This window comes from Frankia sp. EI5c (genome assembly GCF_001636565.1).
Classification (GTDB): domain Bacteria; phylum Actinomycetota; class Actinomycetes; order Frankiales; family Frankiaceae; genus Parafrankia.
Genome location: NZ_LRTK01000005.1, coordinates 318,203 through 337,781, shown reverse-complemented (window position 1 = coordinate 337,781; position 19,579 = coordinate 318,203). Strand labels below are relative to the sequence as shown.

The window sequence follows — 19,579 nt, the reverse complement described above, 5'->3', positions numbered from 1 at the left end:
GCCGCATGCCTGTCGCCCTAGTCGCCCACCTCGTCGTCGCCGCCGCGCTGCCGGCCCTGACGGGCCGGCTCGGGCGGGCCACCTTCCTGCTCGCGGCCGCGGTGCCGGGAGCGACCTTCGTCTGGCTGGCGACCCGCATCCCGCCGGTGCTGGATGGCGCCGGGGCCGCCCACGGCATGGCGCGCCAGCCGGCCCAGGACGGACTCACGCAGGTGGTTTCCTGGGCGGGGGCAATCGACCTGCAACTGGCCTTCCGGCTTTCCCCGCTGGCGTTGCTGATGGCCCTGCTGGTCACCGGCGTCGGCGCGCTCGTGCTGGTCTACTCCTTCGCCTACCACCATCAGGCTGATCCGCAGAACTGTGATCCGCCGGACTGGGATCCGCACCGTCCGGTACCGAATCCCGCGTCCGGATCGGTGATCGCCCCCGGCGCCGACGCGCGGCCGGGACCGCGGCCGGGTGGCACCAGCGCGCCGCTGTTGGCGTTCGCCGGCGCGATGCTTGGTCTCGTCCTGTCGGACGACCTGATTACTCTTTATGTTTTCTGGGAGCTGACGACCGTCCTGTCATTCCTGCTGATCGGGCAGGACGGGGTCAGCGCGGGCAACCGCCGTTCCGCGGTCCAGGCGCTGCTGACCACGACGCTCGGCGGCCTGCCGATGCTGCTCGGTTTTGTGCTGCTCGGCCAGGCCAGCGGCACCTACCGGATCTCCGGGATACTCGCCGCACCACCGTCCGGCACGGTGGTGACCGTCGCTCTCGTTCTTGTCCTGGTCGGGGCGTTGTCGAAGTCCGCGCAGATTCCGTTCCATTCGTGGCTGCCGGCGGCCATGGTCGCGCCCACTCCGATCAGTGCCTATCTGCACGCGGCGGCGATGGTGAAGGCCGGCGTCTTTCTCGTCGCGACCCTGACCCCCGCGTTCGCCGGAGTGGCCGAGTGGCGGATTCCCGCGGTGGTCATCGGTGCGGCGACGATGCTGCTGGGCGGGCTGCGCGCGCTGGGGCAGACCGATCTCAAACGCCTGCTCGCCTTCGGCACCATAAGCCAGCTCGGCTACCTGACCGCACTGGTCGGCTTCGGCTCACGGACGGCGGCACTCGCCGGGGCCACCCTCATCCTGGCACACGGGCTGTTCAAGTCCGCGCTCTTCATGGTGGTGGGCGTCATCGACCATCAGGCCGGCACCCGGGACATCGGAGAGCTGTCCGGCCTGTGGCGGAGCATTCCCGGCGTGTGCGCGGTCGCGGTGCTCGCGGCGGCGTCCATGGTCGGCCTTCCGCCGTTCCTCGGGTATCTGGGCAAGGAGGCCGCTTTCGACGCCTTCGTCCACGGTGGGCCCGGTGAGCTGGCGCTGCTGGCGGTGATCGTGGCCGGAACGGTGCTCACCACCTGCTACACGCTGCGGTTCCTGTGGGGGGCGTTCGGGTCCCCGGCGGATCGCCCACCGCGGGCGGTGATCAGGCCGGCCGCGCTGTTCGTGATCCCGGCGGCGGTGCCGGCGGCCGCCGGGCTCGGCCTCGGGATCAGCTGGCCGGCGGTGGACCGCCTCGTGGCCGCCTACGCCGATGGGTTCGCCGGCGGCGGGGAGCGGGCGGAGCGGTACCACCTCGCGCCCTGGCACGGTCCTGGCTGGCCGCTCCTGCTCACGGTGATCGCCCTCGGCGGCGGCACCCTGCTCTTCGCGGCCCTGGCGAAGGTCCGGCCGCGCGGGTGGCGGCTGCCCACCGTCCTGGACGCGCAGCGCGGCTACGAGCAGGCCGTGCGCGCCCTCGACCGGCTGGCGGTCGCGGTGACCGGGCGGCTGCAGGCGGGCTCCCTGCCGGCCTACCTGGGAGTGATCCTGGTGATGCTGCTGGCGGAGCCCGGTCTCGCGCTGCTCACCACATCGTCCTGGCCCGAGCACCTGCCGCTGTGGGACTACCTCATCCAGGTTCCGCTGGCGGTCGGCGTGGTCCTCGCCTCGGTGGCCGTCGTCCGGGCGTCCGGGCGGCTGACCGCGACCCTGCTGCTGGGCACGGTCGGCTATGGCATCGGCGCGCTGTACGTGGTGGAGGGCGCCCCGGACCTCGCCCTCGCCCAGTTCCTGGTCGAGACCCTGTCGCTGATCGCGTTCGTGTTCGTGCTGCGCAGGATGCCGGTCCGCTTCTCGACGGCGGACCGGTCGGCACCGCTGCGACTCGGCCGGATCGCCGTGGCGGTGTCCGTCGGGGTGTTCGTGGCCGGCTTCGCGATCGTGACCAGCGGGTCCCGGGCCGGGCAGGCGGAGGTGAGCAGCGAGTTCATCGCGCGCTCGCCGGTACAGACCGGTGCGACGAATGTGGTGAACGCGATCCTGGTGGACTTCCGGGCGTTCGACACCCTCGGCGAGATCTCCGTGCTCGCGGTGGCAACGCTCGGGGTGGCGTCGCTCCTGCTGTACACGGGCTCTCCGGAGGGGCGCCCGACCGGTCTTCGCGCGGGGGCCGCTTCCGCCGAGGGCGGGCGCCCACCGGTTCCGGGGCGATCGGTCCTGTTGGAGGTCACGACCCGGGCGGTGTTCCCCGTGGTCCTCGTGTTCTCCCTGTATCTGCTCTTCGCCGGCCACACCAGAACGGGCGGTGGTTTCTCCGGCGGGCTCGTGGCCGGGCTGGCCTTCGTCCTGAGGTATGTGGCCGGTCAGCGGCAGCGGGTGGGCGCCGCGGTGCCGGTGATCCCGACGAAGGTGATCGGCACCGGCCTGGTGGTCGCGGCCACCGCGGGCCTGGCACCNGCGTTGGCCGGCGACCCCGTCCTGGAGAGCTTCGTGTTCAAGGGAGATCTGCCTGTCCTCGGTCATGTCGAACTGGCGACCAGCGTCTTCTTCGACATGGGTGTCTATCTCCTGATCATCGGAGTGGTCCTGGAACTGCTGCGCACTCTCGGCACCGCGGTCGACAAGGAGGCCGACGCCGAGCGCGCGGCCCTGCTGGCACCGATCGACGCGCCGGCCGGCGCACTGGCCCGGACCAGCGCACCGGTCCGGACCGGCGGGGAGACCCAGGAAGGCAGGCCCCTGTGAGTCCGGTGAACCTGACCTCGGCCCTCGTGGTCGGCGCCCTGTACACGGCAGGCACCTACATGCTCCTGCAGCGTTCCCTCATGCGGGTGCTGATCGGGCTCGTCCTGCTCGGGCACGGCACGACCCTGCTCCTGCTGCTGGTCGGCGGGGAAAGCGGGCTGCCGCCGATGGTGGGGTCGACCGGCCCGGAGGCGATGTCCGATCCGCTCCCGCAGGCCATGGCCCTCACCTCGATCGTCATCACCTTCGCGTTGACGACGTTCCTGCTCGCCCTCGCCTACCGGGCCTGGACTCTGCTCGGCGACGACGAGGTCCGCGACGACATCGAGGACGCCCGCATCGCCCGGACGGACCAGAGAGCGGATCGCCGGCTCGACCGCCGTGGTGGCCGCCGCGAGGACCCGTCACATCCCCGGGGTCAACGGCCCGCCGGGCCCGCCGGGCCCGCCGGGAACGCGGAGCCGGCCGGTGGGCCGGCGGAGCCGCGTACGGAGGCCATCCGGCGTGAACCGGGCGAACTGGCCGTGCCCGGACTGCTGGAACGCCAGGACGTCGGCGGGTGGCGCCCGTGAGCATCCTCGCCGTCCTGCCGGTGGTGGTCCCGCTGCTCGCGGCGGGCGCGGTGCTGGTCCTGCGGGGCTGGGTCCTGGCCCGCCAGGTGCTGGCCCTCACCGTCATCGCCGGCGTCGCCGCGGCCGCGGCCGCGATCGTCGTGATCGCCGACACCGATGCCCCGCTCGTGGCGCACCTGGGCGGGTGGCCCGCGCCGATCGGCGTCACGCTGGTGGCGGACCGGCTCTCCGGTCTGCTCCTGTTCACGTCGGCGGTCGTGACCTTCGCGGTCCTCGTCTACGCGATCGGCCAGGGCGTCACCGAGAAGGCCCGGCCCGGCCAGGGCGCGGTCTTCGACTCGGTGTACCTGGTGCTCGTCGCCGGGGTGGCGCTCGCCTACCTGACCGGTGACCTGTTCAACCTCTTCGTGGCGTTCGAGGTCATGCTGGTCTCGTCCTATGTGCTGATCACCTTCGCCACCACCCCGGGACGGATCCGGGCCGGGATGACCTATGTGATCGTCAGCATGACGTCCTCGCTGCTCTTCCTCACCATGCTGGCGCTGGTGTACGCGGCGACCGGGACGGTCAACCTCGCGGATCTCGCGGAACGGATGCGGGCCCTGCCCCCCGGGCTGGCGGAGACGGTCGGACTGATGGCGCTCGTCGTCTTCGGGATCAAGGCCGCCGCGGTGCCGCTGCACTTCTGGCTGCCCGACAGCTACCCGACGGCCCCGGCCCCGGTCACGGCCGTTCTCGCGGCTCTGCTGACGAAGGTGGGCGTCTACGCGCTGCTGCGCACCCACACCCTGGTGTTCAGGCATGACAAGGCGTGGGTGCTACTGCTGGTCACCGCGTGCGCGACCCTGCTGGTCGGCGCGCTGGGAGCCATCGCCCAGGACAACCTGAACCGGATGCTGTCCTACCTGCTGGTCAGCCATATCGGGTACATGCTGTTCGGGCTGTCGCTCTTCACGGTCCTCGGGCTGACCGGCGTGATCATCTACATGGTGCATCACATCCTTGCGCAGGCGGCGTTGTTCCTGGTCAGCGGCCTGATCACGCGGTATTCCGGGACGCCGGTGCCCCGCCGCATGGGTGGGCTGGCCGCGGTCATCCCGGTGACGGCGGCACTGTTCGCGCTGCCGGCCCTCAGCCTGGCGGGAGTGCCGCCGTTCTCCGGCTTCGTCGCGAAGCTCGCGCTGCTGGAGGCCGGGGGTGAGGTCGGGAGCTGGCCGGTCTACCTCGCCCTGGCCGCGGGCCTGATCACCAGCCTGCTCTCGCTCTACGTCATGGCACGGGTGTGGACGCTGGCCTTCTGGGGCCCGCGGCGGGCCGAGGAGCCCGCCGCGGCGCGCCCCGCCACCGTGCCGGCTGGAGTTCCGCCGGCTGGAGTTCCGCCGGCTGGAGTTCAGTCTGCTGTCGACCTGGCCGGCGGCGCGGAGACGGTGACCCGTCCGATGGTTCTCGCGACCGCGGGGATCGTCGCGGCCGGGCTGGCGGTCGCGGTTCTCGCGGGGCCGCTGGCCAGCCTGAGCGAGCGGGCGGCGGAGGATCTGCTGGAGCCCTCGGGGTACATCGAGGCGGTCCTGCCCGGCTCGGGCACCACGGGGGCGGGAAGATGAGCCCCGGTTCCACCGGCGCTCAGGAGGCAGGCGCTGCCGCGGCCGCGCGCGCCCTCCTGCGGCGCCCGGGACGCCTGATCTGGCTGTGGGCCGTGTGGATGATGCTGTGGGGCAGACCCACGCCGCTGACCGCGATCAGCGGTGTGGTGGTCGCGGCCGCGGTGCTGCTCCTGTTCCCGCTGCGCGCGGATGCCGACGCCACCGGCCGCTTCCGGCCGTTGCCCGCGCTCGCGCTGCTGGGCCGGCTCCTGGTCGATCTCGTGCCGTCGGCCCTGTCGGTGGCGAAACAGATGATCGTTCATGGGCCGCGGACCCGGTCGGCGATCATCGAGGTGCCGTTGACCGTCTCCTCCGAGGTCGTGGCCACGCTGACGGCGAACGCGATCTCGCTCGCGCCGGGGGCCTTCGTCCTGGAGGCCGACCATGAGGCCGGCACCATGTACGTCTACGTCCTCGCCGCCGAGGACGACCGCACGCGGGCGGCGGTCCGAGCCTCCGTGCAGGACATGCAGCACCGCGTGCTGGACGTCTTCGGCGGCGACGAGCGCACCCACCGCGAACGGGCACCGAATCGCCGCCGTCGCAACGAGGAGGAGAAGCGATGACAGCCGTCTACACGATCACTCTTGTCCTGCTCAGCGTCGCGGGGATGCTCACCCTGGTCAGGGTGCTGGCGGGCCCGTCCGACCTCGACCGCATCGTCGCGCTGGACGTCCTGGTGATCCTCATCGTCGCGGGGGTGGCCGTCGAGATCGGGATGCGCGGGGAGGGCTGGAACATCGCGCTCGTCGCCGTCGTCGCGCTGCTGGGCTTCCTCGGGTCGGTCACCGCGGCCCGACTGGTCGAGCGACAGGGAGCGGAGAACTGATGGCCCGGGATGTGATCTCGGCTGTGCTGCTGCTGACCGGGGCGGTGTTCTGCGTGCTCGGCGCGTGGGGCCTGATCCGGTTCCCGGACGTCCCGTCCCGCCTGCAGGCCGCCACGAAGCCGCAGACGGTCGGTCTGGTGGCGATCCTGCTCGGCAGCGCCGTCCAGCTCGCGCCCCGGCACGCTGCCGGCCTGCTGCTCGTGGCTCTGCTGCAACTGGTCACGGCGCCGGTGGTCGCGCAACGGGTCGGCCGCGCCGCCTACCGCACCGGGTGTGTGCGGCACGACCTGCTGGCCGTGGACGACCTGGCCCGCCAGCACGGGCGGCCGGCCGGCACCTGGCCGACCGGCCCGGCTCCGCGCTGACCGCCCGGCTCCGCGCTGACCGCCCGGCTCAGCCTGGCTGCGGGCCGCCCGGCTCACTCTGCTCGGCGAGGAAGCGCTCCAGCTCCGCAGCCAGCTCGTCGGGGGTCGGCAGCGGCTCCGCGCTGTCGACGACAGGCAGGTGGGAGCCCTCGCGACCGCGGTGGAACGCGTCGTACTGCTCCTCGATCGCCCGGACGACGTCCGCGGCCTCGCCGCCGTTGGTGATCTGACTGTCGATCTCGCCGCGGACCTCCTCCGCGGCCGACCGCAGACCGTCCAGCGGCAGCAGCAGCCCGGTCGATCGGGACACCGCGCTGAGCAGGGCCTCGGTCGCCGCCGGGTAGGTCGCCTGGGACAGGTAGTGGGGGACGTGTGCCGCGAAGCCCATCGCGTCCGCCCCGGCCCGGCCCAGCTCGTACTCGAGCAGGTGACCGGCGCTGCCGGGAACGGAGACCCGGCGGATCCACGGGTCGTTGCCGATCAGCAGTTCCTTGCGGGTCGCGTGCGCGGTGACGCCGCAGGGCCGGGTGTGCGGCACCGCCATGGGGATCGCGTTGAGACCCACCGACATCCGGACGCCGAGATCTCTCATGATCATCCGCACCGCGCTGGTGAACCGCTTCCAGTGCAGGTCCGGCTCGGGCCCGGACAGCAGCAGGAACGGCGTGCCCGCTTCGTCGCGCATCACCTCGATGCCGAGGACCGGGTCGTCGTAGCTCTCCCAGTGGTCCTCGTAGAAGACCATGGGTGGCCGCCGGGAGCGGTAGTCCATGAGCTGGTCGATGTCGAACGTCACGATCCGCTCGTGCGGGAGCGTCGTCGTCAGGTGTTCGCTGGCCAGGCCGACCGCACCGCCGGCGTCGACGACACCCGTCATCGCCTCGATGAGGATGGGGCGGCCCAGGTCTTCCAGGTCACTCCTGATTTCGTAGAGCTCTCTGGGGTCAAGCATCGGTCGAGCCCTCCCTCACCGATCTGGTCCGAGGGGGTTCCCCGGTGGCACCCTCGGACTAGAAGGTCGCCGCGGCGGCTCCGCATTCCCGGACATGATCGAGAGTACCAACGTCGCCGCATGTCGTGGGCTGTCAGCCGCCCGCGGGCTCGGGCGGCTGACCTAGCAGTGCGGCGCTGGTGACCCGGACGTCGCCGATCAGACCGGCGAGGCGCAGCCGGAGCCGGGGCGTTCCGGGCCGGACGGGGACCGCGGCGAGCTCAAGACGGCGGTCGCCGAGCACGATCAGCCCGCTGACGTCGACCGCCACGCCGTCGGGAACGCTGATGACGAGGTCGCCGAGCAGGGAGAGGAAGCGAAGGTCGACCGCGGTGTCGGCGAGGATGTTCTCGTCCAGGAGTGCTCCGCGCAGGTCGAGGGTCCAGTTCCCGAGCACGTTGACGATCGTTGTTCGGCGGGCGAGCCGCCAGCGCCCGAGCCGCCGGCCGTCACCGAGCAGGCTGACGATCCAGGTGGGGCGCATCCGGCTCCCGCCGCGCTCCGCGGCTTCGGTACCGGCACCCGCCGCTGCCGCCGCTGCCGCCGCTGCCGCCGCTGCCGCTGCGTCAGCCGAGGGGGCGCCGCCCGCGACCGCGGGGCCGGTGTCACCGCTGTCCGGCTGTCCGAGGCCCGCACGTTCGAGATCAGCCTGGGTTCGAGCCGTCCAGACCTGCCCCATCCGCTGGCTGAACTCGTCGAACGTCAGCCCTCCGCCGGCACAGGCCGCGCGGAGCCGGTCGGTGTGCGCGCGGCGGTCGGCTCCGCTGACGGACCACCGCTGGACGGCCGGCGCCGGTATGCGCGGTGTGCCGGCACCGCCGGTGGCCACGGCGGCCCCGGAAGCGGGTGCGTGGTCGTGACCGGGAGAGACGGCTGGCATGTCCTGACCGTAACGGGACGTCCGCGGGGCTGGCCGTGGCGGCCACCGCACCTCGGTGGGGACGCCGGCGTTCGCCCGACCCGAGGCCGGCGGTCCGAGGGCGGCGGGAATCAGCGGGAATCAGTAGATGCAGGCGGCCGCGGCGGTCACCGGTGCCTCGCCCGCTTCCCCTGTGTCCGCCGCCGCTGTGTCCGCCGCTGTGTCCGCCGCGCCCCCCGTCCCCGCCGCCGCGGAGACTGCGGCTGACGGGCTGGTCGGCGCGGTGGCGACCGTGCGGCCGGTGGCGACCACGTTGGTCCAGCTCGCCCGCCGGACGCCGAGCGCCGTGCTGGCGGGGGCGGTGGGCCACGGCCAGGACCAGGTGCCGGGGCTGGTCGGCGCGGCGGAGGGCGGTGCCTCCGGTGCGACCGTGGCGCCGGGCCGGGGCGTGGCCTCCGTGCCGGCGCCCGTGCCGGTACCTGTGCCCGTGCCCTGTTCCGGCTCGGTCGAGCCGTCAGGTGCCCCGGCGCCCGCCGGGGAACCGGTGGCTGCCGGCGTGGACGACGGCCGCGGCGACGGTGCGGCGGCCGTGGACGGCGGCGGGGTTCGCATGCCGTCCGACCGGCGCGACTCGCCGCCGGCCGGCCCAGTGGGGGTGAGCGAGCCACTGAGCTCCAGCGGGTCCATGAAGGTGTCCGCTGGCTCGAAAGGCGTCGTGTCGCCGGTGATGTCCCGGAAGAACTGCCGCATCTCGTCGGGGTCGTAGAGGAAGTAGAAGGCGGGCGCCGTGACCTGCCNGGTGATCGGCACAGTGGCGAACGACACGGCGCCCGTGGTCATGCCGTGCATCCGGCTGGCGAGCGCGCGCAGCTCGGACAGGCCGGTCTCCTCGTCCAGGACCACCGAGTGGGTGACGGCGTTGAGGAAGGAGGCCAGCCTGGTCGGGCTGAGCAGCACCTGTTCGCTGGCCACCTTGCGGAACATCGCGGCGAGGAACGCCTGCTGGCGGCGGATGCGGGAGAGGTCCCCGTCGGCGAACCCGTGCCGCTGCCGGACGAAGGCCAGGGCGTTCTCGCCGATCAGGTGGTTCGTTCCGACCTGGCCCACAAACCCGGAACTCGGGTCGTTCAGGTTCGTCGACCGCACCCGTCGGTGGTTGTCCAGCTCGTGGACCTCCACGTAGGGGGAGGAACGCAGGCAGACGTCGATGCCGCCGATGGCGGAGGTCATCTGCTGGAAACCGGTGAAGTCCAGCTCGGCGTAGTGGTCGATGCGCAGGCCCGCGACCTGCTCGAGGGTGGCGACGAGGAGCGCGGGACCGCCCGCGCTGAAGGCGGCGTTGACCTTGTCGGCACGGGCCCGGTGCCGCTGCCCGTCCTCGTCAGTCCAGGCCGGGATGGGAACGCGCAGGTCGCGGGGGATGGAAACGACCTGGGTGGTGCCGTCGGACGACAGGTGGGCGATCATCATCGTGTCCGACCTGGCGCCGCTGACTTTCGCGGCGTCCGAGCCCGTGCGCACGTCGGAGCCCACGAGCAGCCAGGTCTCGGAGCCGACCGGTGCCGGTGGTGGGCGGGTGACGGTGATGTCGGCTGGCGGCGCGATCGTCTCGCGGTCTATCTGGCTGTCGTACCGGGTCACGACGACCCAGCCGGTGACGGTGGCCACGACGATCGTGAGCGACAGCAGTGAGGTCAGGACGAGCAGGAACCGGCGCAGGGGTCCGCGCCGTCGGGGCCGGGCCGATCGGTCGGGACTCGGCGGCCCGCCCGTCTCCTCGCCGTCGGCCGCGTCAGCCTCGCTGATCTCGCTGATCTCGCTGACCGGGTCGGCCGGGTCGGCCGGGTCTGGCGGGTCGGCCGGCGGCGGAGTACCGGAAGCGTCGTCTTCGCGGAGAGGTCGCTCACCCTCGGTGACGACGTGCGGAACCGGCCCGGAGGGTTCGTACGCGGGCCGCGCACGTTCCTCCGTCATCCTGCCGCCTCTCACCGCGCCGGGAACCGGAGCAGGGCTGCCGGTGAATGTCGACGATAGGTGAGCGGATACTGATGTTGCCTGGCTGACGAGGTGGATGTCACCAGGTTCGTCCTGGTCAGGCCCGTAAGTCCTGGTCAGGCGCGGTCTGCGGGCAGACCTGGGCGGACCGGGTCAGGCCCGCACACCTACCAGATGGAGTGAGGCCGGATCGTTCTCGGCCAGCCGGCTGCTCGGAGTCGGCAGGGATTCGATCTTGAAGCCGGCCCCGACCAGCCGGCGCTGGGCCGTGTGCTCGTCGTAGTACCAGCCGCCCGCCGGCCCGCGGCCGCCGTTTCGCCGCTGCCAGGTGACGAGTTCGTCGGCGTCGATCTCGCCGCGCACGTAGTGGTCGACCGCCTGGCGCAGATCCGGCAGGACGAGGTGGAGCGTGCCGCCGGGCCGCAGGACCCGGGCGTACTCCGCCAGCGCCCGGCCGGCCAGCCGCGGCGGGAGCTCCTGCAGGACGTGCGCGCACAGGAGGTGATCGACGGAGCCGTCGGCCAGCGGCAGGCGCCGTCCCGCCCGGTGGCGGGCGATGACTGCCGCGCGCCGGGCCTCCCACTGCCCGCGGACGGACCAGCGGCGTGCTCGCCGGGCCCGGTCCCCGGACCGGACGCGGGGCGGCCGGGGAGCGAGGCGGGCAATCATGGCGGCGAGCCGCGGCTGCCGGGCCGCCCGCCAGCCGGCCGCCCCGGCTCGGCGCAGCGCGTCGAGCGTGCGCGAGGCCCGCAGGGCCCGCCGCAGGGCGCGGGCCCAGGCCAGCGCGGGGTAGGCGGTGACGAGCGCGGGCGCGTAGCCCGGGTCGAGGTTCACGAAGTCCGTCAGCACCAGGTGGGAAGAGGTGATGTTCACCCACAGCTCGCCCCGGCTGTTGCGGTGGTGCCGCAGGCGCCGCGCCCGGGCTGGCGCCGCGGTGAGCCGCCCCGTCCTGTCTGTCATCCGCCCCGTTCTCATCCAGTGGTCCGTCACGGTCCGCGGGAGCCGTCAGTCAAGTCCCGACCAACCCGAAGAGTTCCTATGCTGATGCTGAGAGTAATGCAATCTTGGCGGCTTTCCGGTATCTCCGACCTGGCGTGACGAAGCTGTCGCTCCGAGGTTGCCCATGGCGCGCCGCGGGGTGGCCCGGCTTTGCCGGCGGCTCCGGCGCGTCACGCTTCGGATAGCGATCAATTGACTACGTAGGGCCATACTTGGCTGGCGTTCATCGGATGGAAGCGACCGGAACGCCGGGCGGCCGGGCGCGGGTGGCCGAGGGGCCGGTGGTGCCGGCCAGGTGGCCCGGAGCTGCCCGGAGTGTTGACCCCCGGCGGGACCGTGGTCGGTGAAGGAGAACTGATGCGCGTACTGGTCCTCGGCGGCGACGGAATGCTCGGTGGTGAGCTGGTGCGCCGACTGGTCCGCGACCACGACGTCACCGCGACCGTCCGGACCGCCGTGCCGCCGTCGCCGCCGCCCGCCGACCGCGTCCTGTGCGGAGTGGACGTCCGGCATCCGGACAGGCTGGTCGAGGCGTTCGCCGTGGCCCGGCCGGATGCCGTCGTGAACGCCGTCGGCCTCGTCCCGCGGCGGATCGAGGAGGACGGCGCGCCGGCCGCGATCGAGGTCAACGCGCTGTTCCCGCACCGCCTCGCGCGGTTGTGCGCTGCTGCGCGGGCCAGGCTGGTGCACGTCTCGTCCGACCGCGTGTTCTCCGGCCGGCTGGGGGAGTACCACGAGGCGGACGTGCCCGACCCGGTCGACCTGCACGGGATGACCAAGCTGTTGGGCGAGCTGGGCGAACCGGGAACACTCACCCTGCGGACCGCCGTCATCGGGCTGGAGACGTCCGCCGCGCCCACGGGTCTGATCGAGCGGTTCCTGGCGGCCAGCGGCTCGGTCCCGGGGCAGCGCCGGGTGGTCAGCAGCGGGGTCACCGCGGCCGAGTTCGCCCGGTTCGTGCATCTCGCTCTCGTCGGGCATCCGGACCTGACCGGAATTTGGCACCTGGCCGCTGAGCCGATCACCAGCTTCGACCTGCTGACGATGCTGGCGGCCCGGCTCGGCCGGCGCGATCTGGAGATCGTCCCGCACGACGACGAGGTATGTAACCGCGTGCTGACCGCGCGCCGGCTGTGGTCGGTGACGGGCTACCGGCCACCGGCATGGCCGGTGATGGTGGACGAACTGGCGGCCGCGATCGAGCGCCGCGAGATCGAGGGCGTCACCACCCGGCGCGATCCCGCGCGGGTCAGTGACCTGGTGGCTGGGCAGCGAGCGGCCTCGCCGCTGCCCAGCTCGACTCCGAACGGGGTTCACACCGACGCCTGACGGGCGGACCGAACCGGTGGATCTTCTCCGGTAGAAGAGGAGAACGACGTGTCGAGAACGACGGGCGGCACCGACAACCCGGGCGGCACCGAGCCCGGTGGAGAGTCCGACGGCGCCGAACTGGCCCGGACGGGCTTCTTCCGGGCATGGTTCCCGGGGGCGAGGCCCAACCGCCAGCGTGGCGCGGCCACGTCGAGACCACCGGGGGCCACAGATGCCCACGGCGAATCCGACGGCGCAGGCGCAGGCGTCGCCGCGGCCCGCGGTGCCGAGGCAGCCGGCGAAGCCAGTGCGCGGGTGCCGCACCGGATACCGGCGGCCAGGTCGGGCCCATCCGCAGCACCCGGCCCATCCGGCCCATCCGGCCCACTGGACGAAGACCCCGCGGAATCCCGGGACGAGGCTGCTTCCGGTTCCGTCCCCGGCTCCGCCGGCCCCTCCGTTCCCACCGCCCCGTACGCCCCCACCGGGCCGACCGTGCCGACGGTGCCCAGCCGCCGGCTGTCGCCGGACCGGCAGGAGTCGGCCGGCCCGCGCACCGTGCCACAGCGTGGGCCGCTAACCGAGGTTCTGGGTGAGCCGTCCCCGGTACCGAGGGGCCGGCCCGGCCCGGCCGAACACCGGCCGCGGGTCATGGTTCTGGTCGGCACCCGGCCGGAGCTCGTCAAACTCAGCCGGGTGATCGTCGCGCTGGAGCGGGCGGTCGACCTCTGTCTGGTCCACTCGGGGCAGAACTACGACTACGAACTCAACCAGGTCTTCTTCGACGAGCTCGGCATCCGCAAACCGGACCACTTCCTGGACGCCGTCGGGGCCAGTGCGGCGGAGACCATCGGCCGGGTGATCGCCCGGGCCGACGCGCTGTTCGCGGACGAGTCACCCGACGCGCTGCTGCTGTACGGGGACTCCAACACCACGCTGGCGGTGATAGCGGCCCGGCGGCGCCACATCCCGGTGTTCCACCTGGAGGCCGGGAAGCGCTGCTTCGACGCCCGGGTGCCCGAGGAGACGAACCGGCGGCTCGTCGACCACCTCAGCGACGTCAACCTCCCGCTCACCGAGCACGCCCGGCGCAACCTGCTGGCCGAAGGGCTGCCAGCCCAGCGGATCTTCGTCACCGGCTCGCCGATGAAGGAGGTGATCGCCGCCTATCTGCCGCTCGTCGAGGCCTCCCAGGCGCTCACGACGCTGGGCGTCACACCGGGACACTTCCTGGTCGTCAGCGCGCACCGCGAGGAGAACGTCGACCGCCCGGAGCTGCTCGCCGCCCTGCTGGAGACGTTGAACGCGCTGGCGGCGCGCTACCGGGTGCCGGTCATCGTGTCCACCCATCCGCGGACCAGGGACCGCATCGAGGCGCTGGACGCGGCGGGGCGGGCGCCAGCTCTCGACGGGCTGGTCCGGCTGTGCCGTCCGTTCGGGTTCGCGGACTACACGGCGCTGCAGCGGGCCGCGCTGTGCGTGGTCTCGGACAGCGGGACGCTGACCGAGGAGGCGTCGCTGCTCGGCTTCCCCGCCGTGCTGATCCGGGAGGCGCACGAGCAGCCCGAGGGGGTGGACCACGGGGTTGTGGTCTCCTGCGTGCCGCGTCCCGACCGGGTGCTGGCCGCGGTCGGCCTGGCCACCGGCGAGGCCCGGCACGACCGGGGCTCCCGGGTCGTGCCGGGCTACGACGTGGACGACGTGTCCCGCCGGGTCGTGCGGATCATCGTCGGCAACATCGACTACATCCGCCGGACGGTCTGGTTCGAGCGCCCGGCGGACGGTGCCGGCGAGTCGAAACCGGGCGGAACCCCGCTCGCGTTCCCCTGAGCGGCCGGCGATCGCCGGCTCAGTGCCCCAACTGGTCGCTGTCGGCTCGGGGGTGCTCGGCGAGCAGGGCGGTGAGGGCCCCGAACAGCGCCGGGGGAGCGGCGACCACCAGGTCCTCGCTCTGCCGCCGGCCGTCCAGGCCACCGACGAGCAGGCCCGCCTCGGCCGCGACCAGTGCCCCGGCGGCGTGGTCCCAGGGGTGCAGGCCGCGTTCGTAGTAGGCGTCGACCGTTCCGGCCGCGGCGGCGCACAGGTCGAGGGCGGCGGCACCCATCCGGCGGATGTCGCGCACCTTCGGCACCACTCTGGTCAGCACGGCCACCTGCGCCGTCCGCCGCCGCTCGGTGTAGCCGAAGCCGGTCGCGACCAGTGCGCGGCGCAGATCCGTCACCGTCGAGCCGGTGAGCGTCTCGGGCCGCCCGGTCCCGCTCCGGCGCAGGGCGCCGCCGCCGCGCACCGCCGTGTAGGTGAGCCCGAGCGCCGGAGCGTGCACCACGCCGGCGACGACCTCGCCCGCGACCTCGGCCGCGATCGACACCGCCCAGTTGGGCAGGCGGTACAGGAAGTTCACGGTTCCGTCGAGCGGGTCGACGATCCAGCGGACCCCGCTGGTGCCGGAGGTGTCCGAACCCTCCTCCCCGAGCAGCCCGTCGTGCGGGCGGGCCTCCCGCAGCCGGCGGGCGACCAGCGCCTCGGACGCCCGGTCCAGCGCGGTGACGATGTCGGTCGGCGAGGACTTCGTCGCCTCGGCCTCGACCGTGCCCGCGCGGCCGGCGAGCAGCAGGGCACCGGCCTCACGGGCGACGTCCAGGCCGAGATCGAGCAGGTCGGCGGGAGCCGGGAGGGCGTCGGCGGGGGCCGGGAGGGTGTTGTCGGGGGACGCGTCCACGGGTCTCATCCTGCCAAGGCCGGCAGCCCGCGTGGGCCGTGGCGGCCCTCGCGGGCGGCTCGCGACCGGCTCGCGACCGGCTCGGCCCACCGGGCGGCTCCCGCCGCCGGGGGGACGATCGCGGGACCCGTAGGATTGTGCGCGTGGTGGCAACGGACAGTACGGAACGGCCGACCCGCGCGGTGCCCGGCAAGCCGACTTTGGACGGTATCGAGGCACGCTGGTCGCGGGAGTGGCAGGAGCGCGGGACCTACGCCTTTGACCGGTCGGTTCCGCGGGAGCGGGTCTACTCGGTGGACACCCCGCCGCCGACGGTAAGCGGCTCCCTGCACGTCGGCCACGTGTTCTCGTACACCCACACCGACCTGATCGCCCGCTTCCAGCGGATGCGCGGCCGCGAGGTCTTCTACCCGATGGGCTTCGACGACAACGGGCTGCCCACCGAGCGCCGGGTGCAGAACTACTACGGCGTGCGGTGCGACCCGTCGCTGCCCTACGACCNCGGGTTCACCCCGCCGGAGAAGCCGGGCAAGGAGCAGATCCCGGTCTCCCGGCGCAACTTCGTCGAGCTCTGCGAGCAGCTGACGATCGAGGACGAGAAGGGCTTCGAGGAGCTCTGGCGCCGCCTCGGGCTGTCGGTGGACTGGACCTACACCTACGCGACGATCGACACCCGGTCGCGCGCCGTCGCCCAGCGGGCCTTCCTGCGCAACCTCGCCCGTGGCGAGGCCTACCTGGCCGAGGCGCCGACCCTGTGGGACGTCACCTTCCGCACCGCGGTCGCGCAGGCGGAGCTGGAGGACCGGGAGCGTCCCGGCGCCTACCACACGCTGGCGTTCCCGCGGCCCGGCGGTGAGCCGGTGGTGATCGAGACGACCCGCCCGGAGCTGCTGCCGGCCTGTGTCGCCCTGGTGGCGCATCCCGAGGACGAGCGTTACCAGCCGCTGTTCGGGCAGACGGTGCGCACGCCGCTGTTCGAGGTCGAGGTTCCGGTGGTGGCGCACCGGCTGGCGGATCCGGAGAAGGGCTCCGGCATCGCCATGATCTGTACCTTCGGCGACCTGACCGACGTCACCTGGTGGCGTGAGCTGCGGCTGCCCGCGCGTGCGGTGATCGGCCGCGACGGCCGGCTGATCGCGGAGGCACCCGAGGCGATCACCTCGCCGGCCGGCAGGGAGCACTACGCCCGGGTGGCCGGGAAGACGATCGCCGCGGCCCGGGTGGCCATCGTCGAGGCCCTGCGGGAGTCCGGGGCGCTGCTCGGCGAGCCGCGGGCGATCACCCACCCGGTGAAGTTCTACGAGAAGGGTGACCGGCCGCTGGAGATCGTCTCCACCCGGCAGTGGTACATCCGCAACGGCGGGCGGGACGAGCCGCTGCGCGAGCAGCTGCGGGCGCGCGGCAGCGAGCTGAGCTGGCACCCGGACTACATGCGGGTGCGGTACGAGAACTGGGTGGACGGCCTCAACGGTGACTGGCTGATCAGCCGGCAGCGGTTCTTCGGCGTCCCCTTCCCGGTGTGGTACCCGCTGGACGAGGCGGGCGACCCGCGTTACGACGCTCCGATCGTCGCGGCCGAGTCCGCCCTGCCGGTCGACCCGTCCAGCGACCTGCCGCCCGGGTACACCGCCGAGCAGCGCGGGGTTCCCGGTGGCTTCATGGCCGACCCGGACGTCATGGACACCTGGGCCACGTCCTCGCTCACGCCGCTGATCGCCAGCGGCTGGGAGAGCGACCCGGCCCTGTTCGCCCNGGTGTTCCCGATGGACCTGCGCCCGCAGGCACACGAGATCATCCGGACCTGGCTGTTCTCGACCGTGCTGCGCAGCCACGCCGAGTTCGGTGCGCTGCCGTGGTCGGACGCGGCGATCTCGGGCTGGATCCTCGACCCGGACCGCAAGAAGATGTCGAAGTCCAAGGGGAACGTCGTCACGCCGATGGGCCTGCTCGAACAGCACGGCTCGGACGCGGTCCGGTACTGGGCGGCCTCGGGCCGGCCGGGCACCGACACGGCGTTCGACGTGGGCCAGATGAAGACCGGCCGGCGGCTGGCCATCAAGATCCTCAACGCGAGCCGGTTCGTCCTCGGGCTGGCCGAGGCGGGTGACTCAGCCGACGCCGGGCAGCCGGGTCACGCGGGCCAGGCGGTCGCGGCCGGTGGCGGCGCGCCGGGCCCGGAGGCCGTCACCGAGGCGCTGGACCAGGCGCTGCTCGCCGAGCTGGCCCGGGTCGTCGCGGCGGCGACCGAGTCCTTCGAGGCCTACGACTACACCCGGGCGCTCGAGGTCACCGAGACGTTCTTCTGGCGCTTCTGTGACGACTACGTCGAGCTGGTCAAGGGCCGCGCCTACGGGGCGCACGGAGCGGCCGGCGCCGCCTCGGCCCAGGCCACGCTGTCGATCGCGCTGGCGGCGCTGCTCGCGCTCTTCGCCCCCTTCCTGCCCTTCGTCACCGAGGAGGTCTGGTCCTGGTGGCAGGAGGGGTCGGTGCACCGCGCGAGCTGGCCGGAGGCCGAGCGGATCCGCGCGGTGGCCGGTGACGGCAACCCCGAGCTGCTGGACGCCGTCGGAGCCGCGCTGTCGGCGGTCCGCCGGGCGAAGTCCGAGGCGAAGGTCTCCATGAAGGCCGAGGTCGCCACCGCCCGGGTCAGCGGCGAGGCGGGGACCGTCGCCCTGGTCGAGCGGGCCGCCGCGGACCTGCGCAGCGCCGGCGGCATCTGGGAGCTGACCCTGGCGCCGACCAGCGGTGAACTGGCCGTCGACGTCGTGCTGGTGCCGACCGGCTGACCGGCTGACCGCGCCGAGGCCGACTGGTCGACCGCCGGGCGCCTGCACCGCCTGGCGGGGCCGGGCGTTCCCGGTGCCGGAGTGCCGGGGCAGGAACGGTGCGGCGCGGGCGGATGCCTGATCGGGCAGGATGGGCTCGTGGCCATCTACGCGCTGGGGGATCTGGTCCCCTCCATCGACCCGTCCGCTTTCGTCCATCCTGACGCCACCCTGATCGGGAACGTCTCGATCGGGCCGGAGTCCACGGTCTGGCCCGGAGTCGTGATGCGTGGGGACCACGGCGAGATCAGGGTCGGAGCGCGGACGTCCATCCAGGACGGTTCGGTCATCCACGCGACCGCGCTGTTCCCCACGATCGTGGGTGACGACTGCGTGATCGGGCACATCGTGCACCTGGAAGGGTGCACGATCGAGGACGGCTCGCTGGTGGGTTCGGGCTCGATCGTCCTGCACGAGGCCCGGGTCCGGCGGGGGGCTCTCGTCGGTGCCGGCGCGGTGGTCGGCAACCGGGTCGAGGTCCCGGAGGGGGCCATGGCGCTGGGGATCCCGGCGAAGATTCGGGAGGGCGCCGCCTCCCAGGAACTGATCCGGCTGGCCGCCGAGTCCTACGTGGAGAACGGCCGGCGCTTCCGCAAGGAGATGCGCCGCATCGACTGATCGACGGGCACCCGCTTCAGCGGGAGGCGGGCGGTGCGGACCGGGCGGTCCGCACCGCCCGATCCGCTGCCGCCCCGGTCGAGGTGTCACCCGCGGGCTCACCCGCCTGCTGCGGCCCGCGCTGCCGACCGCCCGGCTAGGCCGAGTTCGCCGCGGAGCTTGTCGTCTGCCGCGCGGCCTTCGCCGACCCACCGTTCTTCGAGGTCATGCCCGGCGGCAGCGAGCCGGTCGCCCGCACCCAGCCGCGCGCCGCCGTCCGCTCGGCGGCCAGTCGGCCGAGCCCCACGGCCAGGCCGGACGCCGCCGCCCAGACGATCGCCTCGGGCCAGGCGGTGTCCGGATCGGCCGGGTTCTTCGGCGGGTCGGTCTTCCTTATCCTGCGGTACGCCACGGTGACCGCCCGGCTCGCCGCGGTGCCCGCGAGCGCCGTCGCCGCCCCGCCGACGACCTTCCATCCCATCTTCGATCCCGGTCCGGCCACCCCACACCTCTCGTCGGTCCGCCCCGCCGGACTGTCCGCCGGGGCGTGCTGTTTCGCATCTCGTGGAGCCGTTCAGGCTCTGAGAGTTACCACGCAGCCGCTGAGTTGCCACGCAGTCTCTGTCCTACCCGTCTCTGCCCTACCCCGGCGCGCGGATACCTCCTCGCGGCGCCGGTCGTCCGGCCGGGGTGGTTCAGGTGGGTCGTTCAGAGCGGGTGGTCCGGCGCTCTCGGGCCGCCAGCCATGCGCCGGCAGTCGCCGCCGGGCGGGTCGTTAGTGTCGCGGACAGCCCGCCCGGGTGGTCAGGGGCACCCAGGAGAATCCTGATGTCCCC

At 73.1% G+C, this 19,579-nt stretch carries 16 protein-coding genes and 3 pseudogenes; 13 read left to right on the top strand and 6 right to left on the bottom strand.

What is annotated here, in order from left to right; genetic code table 11:
• Window positions 1-5: 5 nt before the first annotated feature.
• The 7 genes and pseudogenes from mbhE to mnhG form a co-directional block, all read left to right on the top strand.
• Window positions 6-2,749, top strand: a pseudogene (gene mbhE, locus UG55_RS03080) (hydrogen gas-evolving membrane-bound hydrogenase subunit E); the annotation flags it as partial.
• 1 nt (window position 2,750) lies between these two features.
• The coding region (locus tag UG55_RS31760; RefSeq protein WP_255360408.1) for an MnhB domain-containing protein at window positions 2,751-3,038 on the top strand (288 nt) is incomplete at its 5' end.
• Window positions 3,035-3,610, top strand: coding sequence for a Na(+)/H(+) antiporter subunit C (locus tag UG55_RS03075; RefSeq protein WP_066062389.1), 576 nt, complete (start codon window positions 3,035-3,037; stop codon window positions 3,608-3,610). The genes UG55_RS31760 and UG55_RS03075, both read left to right, overlap by 4 nt.
• Window positions 3,607-5,214, top strand: a complete 1,608-nt coding sequence (locus tag UG55_RS03070; RefSeq protein WP_066062710.1) for a Na+/H+ antiporter subunit D — start codon at window positions 3,607-3,609, stop codon at window positions 5,212-5,214. The genes UG55_RS03075 and UG55_RS03070 overlap by 4 nt, the downstream gene beginning before the upstream one ends.
• On the top strand, window positions 5,211-5,819 hold the full coding sequence (locus UG55_RS03065; protein ID WP_066062386.1) for a Na+/H+ antiporter subunit E: 609 nt from the start codon (window positions 5,211-5,213) through the stop codon (window positions 5,817-5,819). The genes UG55_RS03070 and UG55_RS03065 overlap by 4 nt, the downstream gene beginning before the upstream one ends.
• Window positions 5,816-6,082, top strand: a complete 267-nt coding sequence (locus UG55_RS03060; protein ID WP_066062383.1) for a monovalent cation/H+ antiporter complex subunit F — start codon at window positions 5,816-5,818, stop codon at window positions 6,080-6,082. Before UG55_RS03065 ends, UG55_RS03060 begins: the two co-directional genes overlap by 4 nt.
• Window positions 6,082-6,447, top strand: coding sequence for a monovalent cation/H(+) antiporter subunit G (gene mnhG / locus UG55_RS03055; protein WP_066062380.1), 366 nt, complete (start codon window positions 6,082-6,084; stop codon window positions 6,445-6,447). The genes UG55_RS03060 and mnhG overlap by 1 nt, the downstream gene beginning before the upstream one ends.
• A gap of 28 nt (window positions 6,448-6,475) precedes the next feature.
• Here the strand turns inward: mnhG and UG55_RS03050 are convergent, their stop codons facing one another.
• The 4 genes from UG55_RS03050 to UG55_RS03035 all read right to left on the bottom strand — a co-directional run bounded on the left by UG55_RS03050 (window position 6,476) and on the right by UG55_RS03035 (window position 11,252).
• Window positions 6,476-7,399, bottom strand: a complete 924-nt coding sequence (locus tag UG55_RS03050; RefSeq protein WP_066062377.1) for a PAC2 family protein — start codon at window positions 7,397-7,399, stop codon at window positions 6,476-6,478.
• A 133-nt stretch (window positions 7,400-7,532) separates the two neighbouring features.
• Window positions 7,533-8,318, bottom strand: coding sequence for a DUF1707 domain-containing protein (locus UG55_RS03045; protein WP_083986331.1), 786 nt, complete (start codon window positions 8,316-8,318; stop codon window positions 7,533-7,535).
• Between the two features lie 777 nt (window positions 8,319-9,095).
• The coding region (locus UG55_RS31755; RefSeq protein WP_242423648.1) for an LCP family protein at window positions 9,096-10,271 on the bottom strand (1,176 nt) is incomplete at its 3' end.
• 174 nt (window positions 10,272-10,445) lie between these two features.
• Window positions 10,446-11,252 (bottom strand): class I SAM-dependent methyltransferase, encoded by an 807-nt coding sequence (locus UG55_RS03035; protein WP_066062374.1) that lies wholly within the window; start codon window positions 11,250-11,252, stop codon window positions 10,446-10,448.
• Window positions 11,253-11,648: 396 nt separating this feature from the next.
• Between UG55_RS03035 and UG55_RS03030 the strand changes: the two genes are divergently transcribed.
• Window positions 11,649-12,620 (top strand): sugar nucleotide-binding protein, encoded by a 972-nt coding sequence (locus UG55_RS03030; protein ID WP_066062371.1) that lies wholly within the window; start codon window positions 11,649-11,651, stop codon window positions 12,618-12,620.
• A 486-nt stretch (window positions 12,621-13,106) separates the two neighbouring features.
• A complete protein-coding gene (locus UG55_RS03025; protein ID WP_242423647.1) occupies window positions 13,107-14,432 on the top strand; it encodes a UDP-N-acetyl glucosamine 2-epimerase in 1,326 nt (441 codons plus the stop codon).
• Between the two features lie 19 nt (window positions 14,433-14,451).
• Here the strand turns inward: UG55_RS03025 and UG55_RS03020 are convergent, their stop codons facing one another.
• Window positions 14,452-15,330: an inositol monophosphatase family protein gene (locus UG55_RS03020; protein WP_066062364.1), complete on the bottom strand. Its 879-nt coding sequence runs from the start codon at window positions 15,328-15,330 to the stop codon at window positions 14,452-14,454.
• 134 nt (window positions 15,331-15,464) lie between these two features.
• Between UG55_RS03020 and UG55_RS31750 the strand changes: the two are divergent.
• The 4 genes and pseudogenes from UG55_RS31750 to UG55_RS03010 form a co-directional block, all read left to right on the top strand.
• Window positions 15,465-15,822: pseudogene (locus tag UG55_RS31750) on the top strand (class I tRNA ligase family protein); the annotation flags it as partial.
• A gap of 1 nt (window position 15,823) precedes the next feature.
• Window positions 15,824-17,073 (top strand): annotated as a pseudogene (locus tag UG55_RS31745) (class I tRNA ligase family protein); the annotation flags it as partial.
• 1 nt (window position 17,074) lies between these two features.
• A partial coding sequence (locus tag UG55_RS31740) for a class I tRNA ligase family protein (RefSeq protein ID WP_242423645.1) occupies window positions 17,075-18,107 on the top strand: 1,033 nt, incomplete at its 5' end.
• 138 nt (window positions 18,108-18,245) lie between these two features.
• Window positions 18,246-18,764 carry a gamma carbonic anhydrase family protein gene (locus UG55_RS03010; protein WP_066062362.1) on the top strand — a complete coding sequence of 173 codons (519 nt, stop codon included), beginning with the start codon at window positions 18,246-18,248 and terminating at the stop codon, window positions 18,762-18,764.
• Between the two features lie 136 nt (window positions 18,765-18,900).
• On the opposite strand, the gene UG55_RS03005 is transcribed toward UG55_RS03010, so the two are convergent.
• Window positions 18,901-19,245 (bottom strand): DUF4235 domain-containing protein, encoded by a 345-nt coding sequence (locus UG55_RS03005; RefSeq protein WP_242423644.1) that lies wholly within the window; start codon window positions 19,243-19,245, stop codon window positions 18,901-18,903.
• Window positions 19,246-19,579 lie beyond the last annotated feature (334 nt).

What these genes read in the sequence shown, in the direction of transcription:
- UG55_RS03065 (WP_066062386.1), top strand. Translation starts at nt 5,211, where the DNA reads ATGAGCCCCGGTTCCACCGGCGCTCAGGAGGCAGGCGCTGCCGCGGCC.
- UG55_RS03060 (WP_066062383.1), top strand. Translation starts at nt 5,816, where the DNA reads ATGACAGCCGTCTACACGATCACTCTTGTCCTGCTCAGCGTCGCGGGG.
- mnhG (WP_066062380.1), top strand. Translation starts at nt 6,082, where the DNA reads ATGGCCCGGGATGTGATCTCGGCTGTGCTGCTGCTGACCGGGGCGGTG.
- UG55_RS03050 (WP_066062377.1), bottom strand. Translation starts at nt 7,399, where the DNA reads ATGCTTGACCCCAGAGAGCTCTACGAAATCAGGAGTGACCTGGAAGAC.
- UG55_RS03045 (WP_083986331.1), bottom strand. Translation starts at nt 8,318, where the DNA reads ATGCCAGCCGTCTCTCCCGGTCACGACCACGCACCCGCTTCCGGGGCC.
- UG55_RS03035 (WP_066062374.1), bottom strand. Translation starts at nt 11,252, where the DNA reads ATGACAGACAGGACGGGGCGGCTCACCGCGGCGCCAGCCCGGGCGCGG.
- UG55_RS03030 (WP_066062371.1), top strand. Translation starts at nt 11,649, where the DNA reads ATGCGCGTACTGGTCCTCGGCGGCGACGGAATGCTCGGTGGTGAGCTG.
- UG55_RS03020 (WP_066062364.1), bottom strand. Translation starts at nt 15,330, where the DNA reads ATGAGACCCGTGGACGCGTCCCCCGACAACACCCTCCCGGCCCCCGCC.